Source organism: Streptomyces sp. NTH33, from assembly GCF_003236365.1.
Taxonomy (GTDB): Bacteria; Actinomycetota; Actinomycetes; order Streptomycetales; family Streptomycetaceae; genus Streptomyces.
Genome location: NZ_POTZ01000162.1, coordinates 1 through 13584, shown reverse-complemented (window position 1 = coordinate 13584; position 13584 = coordinate 1). Strand labels below are relative to the sequence as shown.

Sequence of the window (13584 nt, the reverse complement as noted above, 5' to 3'; positions counted from 1 at the left end):
GGGTGACGGCGACGCCGGCGCGCAGGGCGGCGGCGGTCAGGGCGGACTCTCCCCCGGAGCCGAAAGGCCGGAAGGTGCCCCCGGTGCCGTCGGGCAGGCGCAGCCAGAGGTGGTAGCCGCCGGAGGGGATGTGGGGGAGGACGAGTCCGGGCAGGTGCTGCCGCAGCGCGGTGGTCATCGCGTCGCGGCGGCTCCTCAGCTCGGCGGCGAGGGTGCGCAGATGGCGTGGCCAGGCGGGTGAGCCGACCAGCTCCAGGGCCGCCTCCTGCAAGGGCCGCGGCACGAAGAAGGTGTCGACGACCTGGATGGCGCGCAGCCGTTCCAGGACCGGGCCGCGGGCGACCAGCGCGCTCACCCGGAAACTGGGCGAGGTGGCCTTGGTCAGCGAGCCGACGTGGACGACGACCCCGTCCGGGTCGTCGGCGACGAGCGGGGGCGGCAGGGGTCCGGAGTCCTCGTGCGCGAGCCGCCGCACGAAGTCGTCCTCGACGACGAACGCACCGGCCTCGCGGGCGGCCCGCAGCACCCGCGCGCGCCGTTCGGGGGCGAGTACGGTCCCGGTGGGGTTCTGGAACAGGGGCTGGCAGACGAACACGCGGGCGCCGCTCGCCCGGAGCGCGTCGGCGAGCAGCTCCGGCCTCACCCCGTCGGCGTCGACGGGCACGGGCACGGGCCGCAGCCCGGAGGACCGGGCGATGGCCAGCATGCCGGGGTAGGTGGGCGACTCGACCAGGACCGAGGCGCCGGGCGGGGCGAGCGCGCGCAGGGCGGTGGTGAGCGCGGACTGGCCGCCGGCGGCGATCAGGACCTCGGCGGCGGTGACGGTGCCGTCCGGCCCTCCGACGCACCGTGCGAACCACTCGCGCAGTTCCGGCAGGCCCTCCAGCGGCGGCCGTCCCCAGGCTCCGGGGCGGCGGCCCGCGCGGGAGAGCGCGGCGGCCATGGCCCGCTCGGGCTGGAGCGAGGGGTGCAGGTAGCCGCCGTTGAACTCGATCACGCCCGGCGGGGGCGCGGCGAGCGAGACCGTGACGCCGGAGGCGTCCACCGTGCGCGGTACGAGGTCGGTGGCGCCGTCCGCGCTGAGGGCGACCTCCTGCCAGGAGGTGTCGCCGGCGGGAGCGGCCGCCGCGCGCGGTGCCGCGCGGAACGCGCCGGCGCCGGGACGGGTGACCACCAGGCCCTCGGCGGCCAGCTGCGCCAGGGCCCGCGAGACGGTCACGGGACTGACCCGGTAGCGCTCGACCAGGGCCCGGCTCGACGGGAGCTTTCCACCCGGTGAGTAGCGGTTCAGCTCCTGTCGCAGCTGTTGGGCGAGCTCATCGACGCTGCTACGCTGTTGCATGAGAGCACAGAGTAGCGCTATCGCACCGACATCGATAGCGGTCGACGCTCCGGTCCCAGTCCGGCCCCGCTCCGGCACCCTGCAGGCCGCCCTCGGCGTCGTCGCCTTCTCCCTGACCTTCCCGGCCACCGCCTGGGGCCTGGAGGGCTTCGGGCCCTGGTCGCTGGTGGCCGTGCGCAGCGTGCTCGCCGCCGTCATCGCGGGCGGCTGTCTGCTGGCGCTGCGCGTCTCCCCGCCCGCGCGCCGCCACTGGCCCGGGCTCGCGGTGGTGGGCGCCGGAGTGGTCCTCGGCTTCCCGCTGCTCACCACGCTCGCCCTGCGGACCTCCACCACCGCGCACGCCGCCGTCGTCGTGGGCCTGCTGCCGCTGACCACGGCGCTGTTCTCCGCGCTGCGCGTCGGCACCCGCCCCTCGCGCACCTTCTGGGTGGCGGCGCTGGCGGGTGCGGCGGCCGTGGCCGGCTTCACCGTTCGGCAGAGCGGCGGCGCCCTGACCTCCGCCGACGGCTACCTCCTCGGCGCCCTGCTGATCTGCGCCGCCGGCTACACCGAGGGCGGCCGGCTGGCCCGCGCCATGCCCGGCTGGCAGGTGATCGGCTGGGCGCTGGTGCTGTGCCTGCCGCTCACCGTGCCCGGCGCGGCGCTGGCCCTGTCGTACGAGCCCGTGCACCTGGGCGTGCACAGCGTGACCGGGCTGCTGTGGGTCGCGGCGGGCTCGCAGTTCCTCGGCCTGGTCGTCTGGTACCGGGGCATGGCGGCCGTCGGCATCCCCAGGGCCAGCCAGTTGCAGCTGGCCCAGCCGCTGCTCACACTGGTGTGGTCGGTGCTGCTGCTCGGCGAGCATCTGACGCCGGCCGCCCCGCTGACGGCCGGCGCCGTGCTCGTCTGCATCGCCGTCACCCAGCGGGCGCGCGGCTGACCGGCCCGTGCTTCGCGCCGTAGAACCCGAGAACCCGAGAACCGAGGACCCGTAGATCCCGAGAACCGAGGACCGCTGCTCCCGCACGCGGTGGTGAGGAGGCCCTGCAGATGCACGCATCCGTGGGTGACCAGCTTGTCCAGCACGGCAGGGTGGTAGGCCAACACGACCAGATCTCCGAAGTCGTCGAAGTGATGGGCAAGGAAGGCACCCCGCCCTACCGCGTCCGCTTCCCGGACGGGCACGAGGCCGTGATGTCCCCCGGCCCCGACTGCCAGGTCCGCCACCGGAAGGAACACGAACAGCACTGATCAGCGCGGGGGTTTCGCCGGCTGCCGGTAGTGGCCGGCGACCACCCGCGCCAACGCGCCCGCCGGGTCGGCCGCGACCTCCTTCCCGGCGAAGAACACGTGCCCGCGCACCTCGGGGTACCCGGCCGCGAGGGCGAGGTGGCGGGACAGCTCGTCCGGGTCCCGCCAGGCCACGCCCTGCGCCGGGTCGCCCGCCTTGTACAGCGCCTCTCCCACGTACAGCTTCGTACGGCTGCCCCGGGCCACTTCCGCCCACCAGGGCACCAGGGTGGCGTAGTCGGCGGCGGCGAGGCCGATGTTCCAGTACAGCTGCGGGACGACGTAGTCGATCCAGCCCTCCTCGACCCAGGTCCGCGTGTCCGCGTACAGGTCGTCGTACGTCTGGACGCCCGCCCGGGTGTCCGAGCCGCGCGGGTCGGTGGAGGCGTTGCGCCACACCCCGAAGGGGCTGATCCCGAACCGCGCGCCGGGCCGGACCCTCCGGACGGCCTCGGCCATCTCGCGGACCAGCCGGTCGACGTTGTCCCGCCGCCAGGCGGCCCGGCTCGCGAAGCCGCCGCCGTGGCGGGCGTAGGCGGCGTCGTCGTCGAAGGGCAGGTCCGCCACCGGGTACGGGTAGAAGTAGTCGTCGAAGTGGACGCCGTCCACGGGGTACCTGCGCACCGCGTCGAGCATCGCCCGCTGGACGAAGGCCCGTACGGCGGGCAGACCCGGGTTGTAGTAGAGCCTTCCGCCGTACGGGACCACCCAGTCGGGGTGCTCGCGGGCCGGGTGGGAGGCGGCCAGCCGGGACGGGTCGGCGTGCAGGGCGATCCGGTACGGGTTGAACCAGGCGTGCAGTTCCAGGCCCCGGGCGTGCGCCTCCCGTACGGCCGTGCCGAGCGGGTCCCAGCCGGGGTCCTTGCCCTGGGTGCCGGTCAGGTACCGCGACCACGGCTCGTACGGGGAGGGCCACAGCGCGTCGGCGGTCGGGCGCGCCTGGAACATCACCGTGTTGAGCCGGCGGCGCACCGCCATGTCGAGCAGGGCGGTCAGCTCACCGCGCTGCCGGGCCGCGCTCAGCCCGGTGCGCGAGGGCCAGTCGCGGTCGTCCACGGTGGCCAGCCACATGCCGCGCATCTCGGTGGCGGTGCTTTGGCCCCGTGCGTCCGCGGCCTCCCGCGGGCGGCCCGTCGCGGTGGCCGCGTACCCGGTGAATGCCAGGGCCGACAGCGCGGCCACGGTGAACGCCCGCCGTGTCACTCGCCCCATCCGGACACCCCCAGTACGCCGTGGATCCGCGCCGTCACGCACCGTGCACCGGACCAGCATGCCCGACCCGGGCGATCGATCATCGGTGCCGCGGGGGTAACGTGCACGATCGGAGCAGGCACCACACCAAGAACCGCCTGCCACACGCCGTAGATCAGCGAAAGGGACGATGTGACAGACATCGAGCGCGTCGGAGTGGTGGGCTGCGGTCAGATGGGTGCGGGCATCGCCGAGGTGTGTGCCCGGGCCGGTCTGGACGTGAAGGTCGCCGAGACCACCGGCGAGGCCCTGGAGATCGGCCGTACCCGGCTGTTCAACTCCCTGGCCAGGGCGGCCGAGCGCGGCAAGATCACCCAGGAGGAGCTGGCGGCGACACAGGCGCGGCTGAGCTTCACCACCGACCTCGGCGAGTTCGCCGACCGCGATCTGGTGATCGAGGCCGTCGTGGAGAACGAGCAGGTCAAGACCGAGATCTTCCAGGTCCTGGACCATGTGGTGACCCGGCCGGACGCGATCCTGGCCTCCAACACCTCCTCGATCCCGCTGGTGAAGCTGGCGGTCGCCACCGCGCGGCCCGACCAGGTGATCGGCATCCACTTCTTCAACCCGGCCCCGGTGCAGAAGCTGGTCGAGCTGATCCCGGCGCTGACCACCTCCGAGGGCACGCTGAGCCGGGCGCAGCTGTTCACCGAGAAGCTGCTCGGCAAGCACGCGATCCGCGCCCAGGACCGCTCCGGCTTCGTCGTCAACGCGCTGCTGATCCCCTACCTGCTCTCCGCGATCCGGATGTTCGAGTCGGGCATCGCCAGCCGCGAGGACATCGACAACGGCATGGAGCTGGGCTGCGCCCACCCGATGGGACCGCTGAAGCTGTCGGACCTGATCGGCCTGGACACGGTGGCCTCGGTGGCGCAGAGCATGTACGAGGAGTACAAGGAGCCGCTGTACGCCGCTCCCCCGCTGCTCCAGCGCATGGTGGACGCCGGCCGGCTGGGTCGCAAGAGCGGCTCGGGCTTCTACACCTACGGCTGACGCGCCTCACTGCGGGCCCGGCACCGGCGGTTCGGTGCCGGGCCCGCCGCATTCACACACCGTGTGCGCTCCGGACCCGCATATGCCGCTCACACACTCTCCCCACCGGCCCACCAGGGGAGTTGACTCCTGATGCGTGTGCAAGGGATGTGAGACGACTACGGAAAGGAGCGGGCTTGTGACCGCCGACCCCGAGCATTCCGCCGTTCCCGGAGAACTCGCGGAGTTACGGCGCCGCCTGGACGTGGCGTACGCCCGCGTCGAGGGCGGGCTGGCTCTGCTCAGCCACCGCACCGAGGAGACCGCCAAGGAACTGGACGAGCTGAGCACGCGGCTCGTCGCACTGGAACACTCCCGCTGGCCGCTGCCCGCGGTCGCCACCCTCACGGCGCTGGGCTCACTCGTCGTGGCGGTCTGGCAGTTCTTCGGCCGCTAGCCGGCCGCCGGCCCGGGCAGTACGGCCAGGCCCTGTCGTCAGGGCAAGGCGTCCTGCCCGAGCCTGAGGTGGTGCAGGAGGAGCAACGCGGCCGCCATGTTGGCGGCCGGGACCTCGCCGCGGGCGACCATGTCGGGAACGAGCTTGAGGGAGACCCACTCCCGACGGTCGGACTCGAAGTCGTCCACGGGGTGCCCGACGTACTCGCCCTCGTCCGACCAGTAGATGTGGTGCCGGGCGTCGGTGAGGCCGTTGGAGGGCTCGACACTCATGAGGTGGCGCAGGGGCCCCGGCCGCCAGCCGGTCTCTTCCTCCAGTTCCCTGGCGGCGGCGGCCACCGTGTCCTCCCCTTCCTCGACGACGCCTGCCGCGAGCTCCCAGCCCCAGCTGTCGGTGATGAAGCGGTGGCGCCACAGGAGGAGGACTTCGTTGGCCTCGTTCACCACCGTGGCCACGGCGACCGGCCGCAGCCGGATGAGGAAGTGGTCGAGGTGCCGGCCGTCCGGCAGCTCGACATCCGCGAGGTTGACGGTGAACCAGCGGTTTGCGTAAACAGTTTGTTCGTTCTGTTTCGTCCACTGCACGGCTGTGCCACCTTCCGTCGGGTCAGTGGCAATATCGCAGGAGGAGCCGTCCCGCAGCAGGCGCACGGCGAGTCGCCGGCGGCACAGGGGGGCGGTCACAGCGGGGCGGTCACAGCGGTACGCGCAGCGCCCCGTCGATGAGTTCGGCCGCCTCCGCCGTACCGGCGCAGCCGCTGCGCACCAGGTGCTCGCGGACCGCGCGCAGTCTGTCTCTCAGCCGCCGGGACTCCATCCCACGGGCCTGCTCGGCCATCTGCACCGCTGTGGCCACCGCCTTGTCGGCATTGCCCTGGCGCAGTTCGATCGTGCTGAGCATGGCCAGCCGGTGCACCCTGCCCCGGTCGTGCGCCGGGTTGTCCACGGCCGCCGCGGCGTGCTCCCCGGCGGCGGCCAGCTCGCCGAGGCTGAGCAGGGCCTCCGCCACCTGCACGTTGACCAGGCCCGGCTGGACATAGCCGGTCTCGTCGGGTTCGTACCCGCGCCGGATGCGTTCGGCGGCGGACTCGGCACGCCGAATGCAGGACAGGGCACTACTGCCGTCGCCGAGGTGGGCGTACGCCTTGGCCTGCATCGCGTAGAGGTCGGAGGCCAGCGCGGGGGTGATGTGCCGGTCGGCCGCGCGCAGCGCGGCCTCGGCGAAGGCGACGGCCTGGCGGTACTCCCGCAGGAACAGCGACTGGTTGACCAGCAGCGCTATCACGTACGCCCCGAGACCCCGGTCCCCGCTGGCCTTCGCGAGCCTGAGCGCCTGGTGGAAGTAGCGCTGGGCGAGGCCGTGCGCGTCGGAGTCGTAGGCGCAGATGCCCGCGATCGCCACCAGGGCGCCGGTGGCGCGGTGCAGTTGGCGGCCGGTGGTGTCGGTGTAGCTGCCGCGCAGCAGCGGGGCGGCCTCGGCGTTGAGGAAGCCCACGATGCGGCTGCGGGTCGCGATGCCGCCGGCCTTGCGGTACATCTGCTCGTAGTGCGTGCGGGCGGCGCGCAGCATCTCGATGTCGCCCGGGGTGACCCGGTGCGGGCCGCCGCGCGAGACGTCCACGTCCTCGGGCGGGTTCTCCCACTCCCACACCGGCATGACGGCGGGCGTGCCGGTCACGGCCGGGGCGCCGAGCAGGTGCGGGCGCTGCTGTTCGTCGGAGCGCCACAGGGCGGTGGCGCGCTCGACGAAGCCGGACAGCGAGGTGCCGTGCGGGGCGGACGGCTCGCCCGGCACGCCCATGCCGATGTCGTCGAGCGTGACAGGCCGGTGCAGGCGGGTGGCCAGCACCTCGCAGATCAGGTCGGGCACCTGGCCCCGTGGCCGCTGGCCCTTCAGCCACCGGGCCACCGCGGTGTGTTCGTATCTCAGGGCGAGTCCGCGGCCCCGCCCCGCCTGGTTGACGTGCGCCGCCAGGCCCGCGTGCGAGATCCCCGCCTCGTCCAGGATCGCGTCGAGCAAGGTGTTGGGCTGCATGGGTGCCCCCCGGGTGGCTCGGTGGCGACACTGTAGTGCGTCCGCCTTCACACGGGGTGTGAACGGAGTACGCGGATCCGCACCGTGCGCGCGCTGTCGCGGAGTGTTTCCAGCCGGTTGACTGGATTGCCTCCTCCAAGAGGCCGGCGGGGCCGCCGGCTCCCCCTCGAAAAGTGCGGCGGCCCTGCCGTGCCGCTTGGGGTACGGGGCGTCCAAGGGCCCTGAGCCACGGGTCCGTTGTCGGCCGCAGGCCGGCCACGAGGGGCGCGGGGAACTGCGCGACCGGCCACCGACTGCCCGCAGTCGACGACGGACCCGCGGTCCCCCGCGCTTCACCGGCTAGCTCCGCAGAACAGCTCCCGTGCGCTCGGCGGCCAGCGAAACCGCCGCGTCGCGGGCCGCCGACGCCTCGTCGACCGTCAGCGTCCGGTCGGGCGCGCGGAAGCGCAGCGCGTAGGCCAGGGACTTACGGCCCTCGCCGAGCTGCTCGGTGTTCTCGTAGAGATCGAACAGCCGGATGGACTCCAGGAGTTCACCGGCGCCCTCGCGCAGCGCGGCCTCGACGTCGGCGGCCGGGACCTGCCGGTCGACGACGAGGGCGACGTCCTGCGTGGCGACCGGGAAGGTGGAGATGCCCGGCGCCCGCGGGGTGTCGTCGCCGACCCGCTCCAGCAGGTCGAGGTTCAGCTCCATCGCGCAGGTGCGCTCGGGCAGTCCGAGCGCCTTGAGCACGCGCGGGTGCAGCTCGCCCGCGTGGCCCACGACCCGCTCGGTGCCGTCCACGGCGACCGTGAGTTCGGCGCAGCGGCCCGGGTGCCAGGGACCGTACCGGCCCTTGCGGACGGTCAGTTCGGCCCCGGCCTCGCGGGCGACGGTCCGGGCGGCCTCGACGGCGTCGGCCCAGTCGGCCGGGCGGCCCTTGCCCCACCAGCCGGTCTGCTCGCGGGCGCCGGCGAGGACGACGGCCACGTGACGCGGCTGCTCGGGCAGCGCGGCGGTCAGCTCGGCGACCTCCTCGTCGGTGGGACGCCGGTCGGCGGGCAGCCGGACGGCGATCCGCTGCTCCTCGCGCGGGAGGAAGACCAGGCCGGTCTCGAACAGCGCGAGGTCGTGGCTGCCGCGGCCGTCGTTGCGGCGCAGCGCGCCGAGCAGGCCCGGCAGCAGCGTGGTGCGCAGCGCGGGCTCCTCGTCGCTGAGCGGGTTGACCAGCTTGACCACGCGGCGGGCGGGGTCGTCGGCGTCCAGGCCGAGCTGGTCGAAGACCTGCTCGGCGACGAACGGGTACGTCGGCGTCTCGACGTAGCCCGCACCGGCCAGCGCACGGCCGACCCGGCGGTGCAGCCGCTGCCGGTGGGTCAGCCCGCGGCCCGAGGGGGGCTTGGGCAGCGTGGAGGGCAGGTTCTCGTAGCCCTCCAGGCGGATGACCTCTTCGGCCAGGTCGTTGGGCTCGGCCAGGTCGGGCCGCCAGGACGGGACGGTGACGGTCAGCTCGTCCTGCCCGCCCGTCTCCCGACCACCGCCCCTCAACGACGCGTTCCACGCGGCAGTGTTTCCCACGACGACACAGCCGATCTCCTGCAGCCGGCGGACCACGGTCTCGCGGCCGTAGGCGACGCCCGCGACCTTGTCCGGGTGGTCGGCCGGGACGGTGATGGTGCGCGGCGCGGAGGGTGCGACGACCTCGGTGACGCCGGCGTCGGCCGTACCACCCGCGAGGAGGACCAGCAGATCCACCGTGCGCTGGGCCGCGGCCGCGGCGGCCTGCGGGTCGACGCCCCGCTCGAAGCGGCGGGACGCCTCGGAGGTCAGCTTGTGGCGGCGGGCGGTGCGCGCGATGGAGATCTGGTCGAAGTGGGCGGCCTCGACGACGACCTCGGTGGTGGTGCCCTCGGTGTCGTCGATCTCGGTGTTGGCGCCGCCCATGACGCCCGCGAGGCCGATGGGACCGCGCTCGTCGGTGATGACCAGGTCCTCGGCGTGCAGGGTGCGCTTGACGCCGTCGAGGGTGGTGAACTTCTCGCCCTCCTCGGCCCGGCGCACGCCGATCGTGCCCTGGACGCGGGCGCGGTCGTAGGCGTGCAGCGGCTGGCCCAGCTCCAGCATCACGTAGTTGGTGATGTCGACGGCGAGCGAGATCGGGCGCATGCCGGCCTTCTGCAGGCGGCGCTGCAGCCAGATCGGGGAGCGCGCCTCGGGGTCGAGGCCGGAGACCGTGCGGGCGGTGAAGCGGTCGCAGCCGAGCGGCTCGTCGATCCGCACCGGGTAGCCGAAGGTGTTCCCGGCGGGGACGTCGAGCAGGGCGGGGTCGCGCAGCGGCAGGCCGTAGGCGATGGCGGTCTCGCGGGCGACGCCGCGGATGGACAGGCAGTCGCCGCGGTTGGCGGTGACGGCGATGTCGAGGACCTCGTCGACCAGCTCCAGGAGCTCGATCGCGTCCTTGCCGACCTCGGTCTCCGGCGGCAGCACGATGATGCCCTGGCTGCCGTCGTCGCCCATGCCCAGCTCGTCGCTGGAGCAGATCATGCCGTGGGAGGTCTTGCCGTAGGTCTTGCGGGCGCTGATCGCGAAGCCGCCGGGCAGCACGGCGCCCGGGAGGACCACGACGACCTTGTCGCCGGCGGCGAAGTTGCGGGCGCCGCAGACGATCTCCTGCGGCTCACCGGTGCCGTTGGCCTGCCCGACGTCGACGGTGCAGAAGCGGATCGGCTTCCGGAAGCCCTCCAGCTCCTCGATGGTCAGCACCTGGCCGACGACGAGCGGCCCCTTGAGGTCGGCGCCGAGCTGGTCGACGGTCTCGACCTCCAGACCGGCCGAAATGAGCTTGGCCTGGACGTCGCGGCCGGTCTCAGTCGCCGGCAGGTCGACGTACTCCCGCAGCCAGGAAAGCGGGACCCGCATCAGATCTCCATCCCGAACGGCCGGGTGAACCGGACGTCACCCTCGACCATGTCTCGCATGTCTTCGACGTTGTGGCGGAACATCAGCATCCGCTCGATGCCGAACCCGAAGGCGAAGCCGCTGTACTTCTCCGGGTCGACGCCGCAGGCGGTGAGCACCCGCGGGTTGACCATGCCGCAGCCGCCGAGTTCGATCCAGCCCTCGGAGGAGCAGGTGCGGCAGGGCCGGTCGGGGTTGCCGACGGACTCGCCGCGGCAGACGTAGCACACCATGTCCATCTCGGCGGACGGCTCGGTGAAGGGGAAGAAGTTCGGGCGCAGCCGGGTCTTCATGCCCTCGCCGAACAGGGACTGGACCATGTGGTCCAGGGTGCCCTTGAGGTCGGCCATGGTCAGGCCCTCGTCCACGGCGAGCAGCTCGACCTGGTGGAAGACGGGCGTGTGGGTGGCGTCCAGCTCGTCGGTGCGGTACACGCGGCCGGGGCAGATCACGTAGACCGGCAGCTCACGGTCGAACAGCGAGCGGATCTGCACGGGCGAGGTGTGGGTGCGCAGCACGACACCGGACTCGGTGCCGCCCTGGGGACCCTGCACGAAGAACGTGTCGTGCTCGCCGCGGGCCGGGTGGTCCGGGCCGATGTTGAGGGCGTCGAAGTTGAACCACTCGGCCTCGACCTCGGGGCCCTCGGCGACCTCGTAGCCCATGGCCACGAAGATGTCCTCGATGCGCTCCGAGAGCGTGGTCAGCGGGTGCCGGGCGCCGGCCGGGACGCGGTCGTACGGCAGCGTGACGTCGACGTCCTCCTCGACCAGTACGCGGGCGTCCCGCTCGGCCTCCAGTTCGGCCTGGCGGGCGGCGAGCGCCTTGTTGACCGCGCCGCGGGCCATGCCGACGCGCTTGCCGGCGTCGGCCTTGGCGTGCGGGGGCAGGGCGCCGATCTCGCGGTTGGCGAGCGCCAGCGGGGAGGCGGGGCCGGTGTGGGCGACCTTGGCCTCGTGGAGCGCGTCGAGGGAGTCCGCGGCGGTGAAGGCGGCGAGCGCCTCGTCCCGCATGCGCTCGATCTCTTCCGGTTTCAACGCCTCGACCTCGACAGGGTCGTACGACTTATTGGGTGCCGACATCTCTTCCCGTGCTTCCGATTGGCTGGGGTGCCCCGTCTCGGTCCGGAGACATTGAGGACGATCTCGTGTGTCTACCTCGCGTGTCTACGGAACTGGACGCAAAGGTGCCATTGGCCGAGTCTAACGGGGCCTGGGGAAAGCGAATGCGCCCGTGGGTCCTCGGCAGGCCGCTCAGAGCAGGTGCGCCGGGGTGCCCACGGGCAGGGTGAATCGGAATTCCGCGCCGCCGCCGGGGGCGCGGCCGACCGTGATGGTGCCGCCGTGGGCCTCGACGATGCCCTTGACGATGTAGAGCCCGAGGCCCGTGCCGCCGCGCTTGCTGCCCCGCCAGAAGCGGGTGAAGACGCGGTTCATGGACTCCTCCGGGATGCCGGGCCCCTCGTCGCGCACCGTGACCGACGTGGCAGTGTTCTCGATGGTCCCGGCGGTTTCCCCTTCCCGGGGGGACGCCGCGGGTGTGACGTCGATGGTGACAGTTCCCTCGCCGTGCCGCACGGCATTTTCGATCAGGTTGCTCAGCACCTGGTCGATCTTGTCCGGGTCGGCCCACAGCTCGGGCAGCGGCTGCTCCATGCGGACCAGGAACCGGTCGGCGGGCTGGCCGGCGGAGACGTACGCCTGGACGTGCCGGCCGACCGCGGCGCCGATGTCGACGAGCTGGCGGCGCACCTCGAGCCGGCCGGAGTCGATGCGGGATATGTCGAGCAGCTCGGCGATGAGCCGGGTGACGCGGTCGGCGTCGGCGTCGACGGTCTCCAGCATCAGCCGTTTCTGGTCGTCGGTGAACCTCTCCCACTTGGCGAGCAGGGTGGCGGTGAAGCCCTTGACGGAGGTCAGCGGCGAGCGCAGCTCGTGCGCCACGGTGGCGATCAGCTCGGCGTGGCTGCGCTCGGTGCGGCGGCGGGCCTCGGTGTCGCGGAGGGTGACGACGACGCGGTGGACCGGCCCGGTGGGGCGGGTGCGGACGTACTTCGCCGAGACGAGGACCTCCCGGCCGCCGTGCAGCAGGAGGTTGCGCTCGGGCTGGCCGACGCGGATGGCCAGCCCGCCGTAGGGGTCGGTCAGCCGCCACCAGCGCCGCCCCTCCAGGTCCTCCAGCGGCAGCGCCTTCTCCAGGGGCTGCCCGAGGGCGTCCTCGGCGGGGATCGCGGTGATCCGGGCGGCGGCGGCGTTGAAGCAGACGACGCGTCCGTGCTCGTCGGCGACGACCAGGCCGTCGGGCAGGTCGTCGGGGGCGATGCCGAGCCCGGCCGGCTCACCGTGCCGGGGCTCGGGCGAGCGCCGCGCGTCACGCGTTCCCGGTGTGCTGCTCGTGCCGACACTCATCCCCGTACCCCACCTCTCAGCCGGTGCAGAGGGCCCCCGAGCGGGTCACACTACTAGCTCTGCTCGCTCTCCGTGACGGAGCGGGATCCTCCGCGGGCGCGCTGTGCGCGGGCCGACGCGTAGAGACATACGGCGGCGGCGGTCGCGAGGTTCAGGCTCTCGGCCTTTCCGTGGATGGGGACGCGCACGACGGCGTCGGTGAGGGCGCGGGTGTGCTCGGGCAGGCCCCAGGCCTCGTTGCCGAACACCCAGGCGGTGGGGCCGCCCATGGTGCCCTTGTCGAGCTCGTCGTCGAGGTCCTGCTCGCCCGCGCCGTCCGCGGCGAGGACGCGTACGCCCGCGTCCCTGAGGCGGCCGACGGCCTGCTCGACGGGGACGCCGACGGCGACGGGCAGGTGGAACAGCGAACCGACGGAGGCCCGCACGGCCTTGGGGTTGTAGAGGTCGACGGAGGCGTCGGTGAGGACGACCGCGTCGGCTCCGGCGGCGTCCGCACAGCGCAGGACGGTACCGGCGTTGCCGGGGTCGCGCACGTGGGCGAGGACGGCGACCAGACGGGGCCGGGCGGCGAGGACCTCCTCGAACGGCGTGTCGAGGAACCGGCAGATCCCGACGAGCCCCTGCGGGGTGACGGTGGTGGCGATGTCCGCGATGACGCCGTCGGCGGCGAGGTGGATCCGGGCGCCGGCGCCGCGGGCCTCCCCCACGATGTCGGCGTACCGCTCGGCCGCCTCGACCGTCGCGAACAGCTCGACGAGGGTGGCTCCGCCGTCCGCCGCACGGTGCGCCGCCGCCTCCCGCACGGCCTGCGGCCCCTCGGCGAGGAACAGCCGCTCCTTCCCCCGGAAGTTCCGCTTGGCCAGCCGCCGCGCGGCCAGGACACGGGCCGAGCGGGGGGAGATGAGGTCGGGGGT

The 13584-nt window shown here is 73.2% G+C and carries 12 protein-coding genes; 4 read left to right on the top strand and 8 right to left on the bottom strand.

Annotated features, from left to right (window positions below; genetic code table 11):
- Positions 1-1342 (bottom strand): aminotransferase-like domain-containing protein (locus tag C1I97_RS17330; protein WP_111004126.1); only part of this gene is annotated, 1342 nt, incomplete at its 3' end.
- On the opposite strand from C1I97_RS17330, the gene C1I97_RS17325 reads away from it, so the two are divergent.
- A complete protein-coding gene (locus C1I97_RS17325; protein WP_111004125.1) occupies positions 1341-2261 on the top strand; it encodes a DMT family transporter in 921 nt (306 codons plus the stop codon). The two genes, C1I97_RS17330 and C1I97_RS17325, sit on opposite strands and share 2 nt — an antisense overlap.
- A gap of 110 nt (positions 2262-2371) precedes the next feature.
- Positions 2372-2572, top strand: a complete 201-nt coding sequence (locus C1I97_RS17320; protein ID WP_111004124.1) for a DUF1918 domain-containing protein — start codon at positions 2372-2374, stop codon at positions 2570-2572.
- Here the strand turns inward: C1I97_RS17320 and C1I97_RS17315 are convergent, their stop codons facing one another.
- Complete coding sequence (locus C1I97_RS17315; protein WP_111004123.1) at positions 2573-3823, bottom strand: glycoside hydrolase family 10 protein; 1251 nt, start codon at positions 3821-3823, stop codon at positions 2573-2575. It abuts the gene before it with no gap.
- A 171-nt stretch (positions 3824-3994) separates the two neighbouring features.
- Between C1I97_RS17315 and C1I97_RS17310 the strand changes: the two genes are divergently transcribed.
- Complete coding sequence (locus tag C1I97_RS17310; protein ID WP_181446765.1) at positions 3995-4855, top strand: 3-hydroxybutyryl-CoA dehydrogenase; 861 nt, start codon at positions 3995-3997, stop codon at positions 4853-4855.
- A gap of 178 nt (positions 4856-5033) precedes the next feature.
- Entirely contained in the window at positions 5034-5291 is a 258-nt protein-coding gene (locus C1I97_RS17305) for a hypothetical protein (protein WP_111004121.1), read from the top strand.
- A 38-nt stretch (positions 5292-5329) separates the two neighbouring features.
- On the opposite strand, the gene C1I97_RS17300 is transcribed toward C1I97_RS17305, so the two are convergent.
- The 6 genes from C1I97_RS17300 to C1I97_RS17275 form a co-directional block, all read right to left on the bottom strand.
- Positions 5330-5875, bottom strand: a complete 546-nt coding sequence (locus tag C1I97_RS17300) for an NUDIX domain-containing protein (RefSeq protein ID WP_111004120.1) — start codon at positions 5873-5875, stop codon at positions 5330-5332.
- Positions 5876-5984: 109 nt separating this feature from the next.
- Positions 5985-7325, bottom strand: a complete 1341-nt coding sequence (locus C1I97_RS17295; RefSeq protein ID WP_111004119.1) for a transcriptional regulator — start codon at positions 7323-7325, stop codon at positions 5985-5987.
- Between the two features lie 339 nt (positions 7326-7664).
- A complete protein-coding gene (gene pheT / locus C1I97_RS17290; protein WP_111004118.1) occupies positions 7665-10223 on the bottom strand; it encodes a phenylalanine--tRNA ligase subunit beta in 2559 nt (852 codons plus the stop codon).
- A complete protein-coding gene (gene pheS, locus C1I97_RS17285) occupies positions 10223-11344 on the bottom strand; it encodes a phenylalanine--tRNA ligase subunit alpha (RefSeq protein ID WP_111004117.1) in 1122 nt (373 codons plus the stop codon). Before pheS ends, pheT begins: the two co-directional genes overlap by 1 nt.
- A 171-nt stretch (positions 11345-11515) precedes the next feature.
- Complete coding sequence (locus tag C1I97_RS17280; protein WP_111004116.1) at positions 11516-12670, bottom strand: sensor histidine kinase; 1155 nt, start codon at positions 12668-12670, stop codon at positions 11516-11518.
- Positions 12671-12723: 53 nt separating this feature from the next.
- On the bottom strand, positions 12724-13584 hold an 861-nt coding region (locus C1I97_RS17275), incomplete at its 5' end, for a TrmH family RNA methyltransferase (protein ID WP_111004115.1).

What these genes read in the sequence shown, in the direction of transcription:
- C1I97_RS17325 (WP_111004125.1), top strand. Translation starts at nt 1,341, where the DNA reads ATGAGAGCACAGAGTAGCGCTATCGCACCGACATCGATAGCGGTCGAC.
- C1I97_RS17320 (WP_111004124.1), top strand. Translation starts at nt 2,372, where the DNA reads ATGCACGCATCCGTGGGTGACCAGCTTGTCCAGCACGGCAGGGTGGTA.
- C1I97_RS17315 (WP_111004123.1), bottom strand. Translation starts at nt 3,823, where the DNA reads ATGGGGCGAGTGACACGGCGGGCGTTCACCGTGGCCGCGCTGTCGGCC.
- C1I97_RS17295 (WP_111004119.1), bottom strand. Translation starts at nt 7,325, where the DNA reads ATGCAGCCCAACACCTTGCTCGACGCGATCCTGGACGAGGCGGGGATC.
- pheT (WP_111004118.1), bottom strand. Translation starts at nt 10,223, where the DNA reads ATGCGGGTCCCGCTTTCCTGGCTGCGGGAGTACGTCGACCTGCCGGCG.
- pheS (WP_111004117.1), bottom strand. Translation starts at nt 11,344, where the DNA reads ATGTCGGCACCCAATAAGTCGTACGACCCTGTCGAGGTCGAGGCGTTG.
- C1I97_RS17280 (WP_111004116.1), bottom strand. Translation starts at nt 12,670, where the DNA reads ATGAGTGTCGGCACGAGCAGCACACCGGGAACGCGTGACGCGCGGCGC.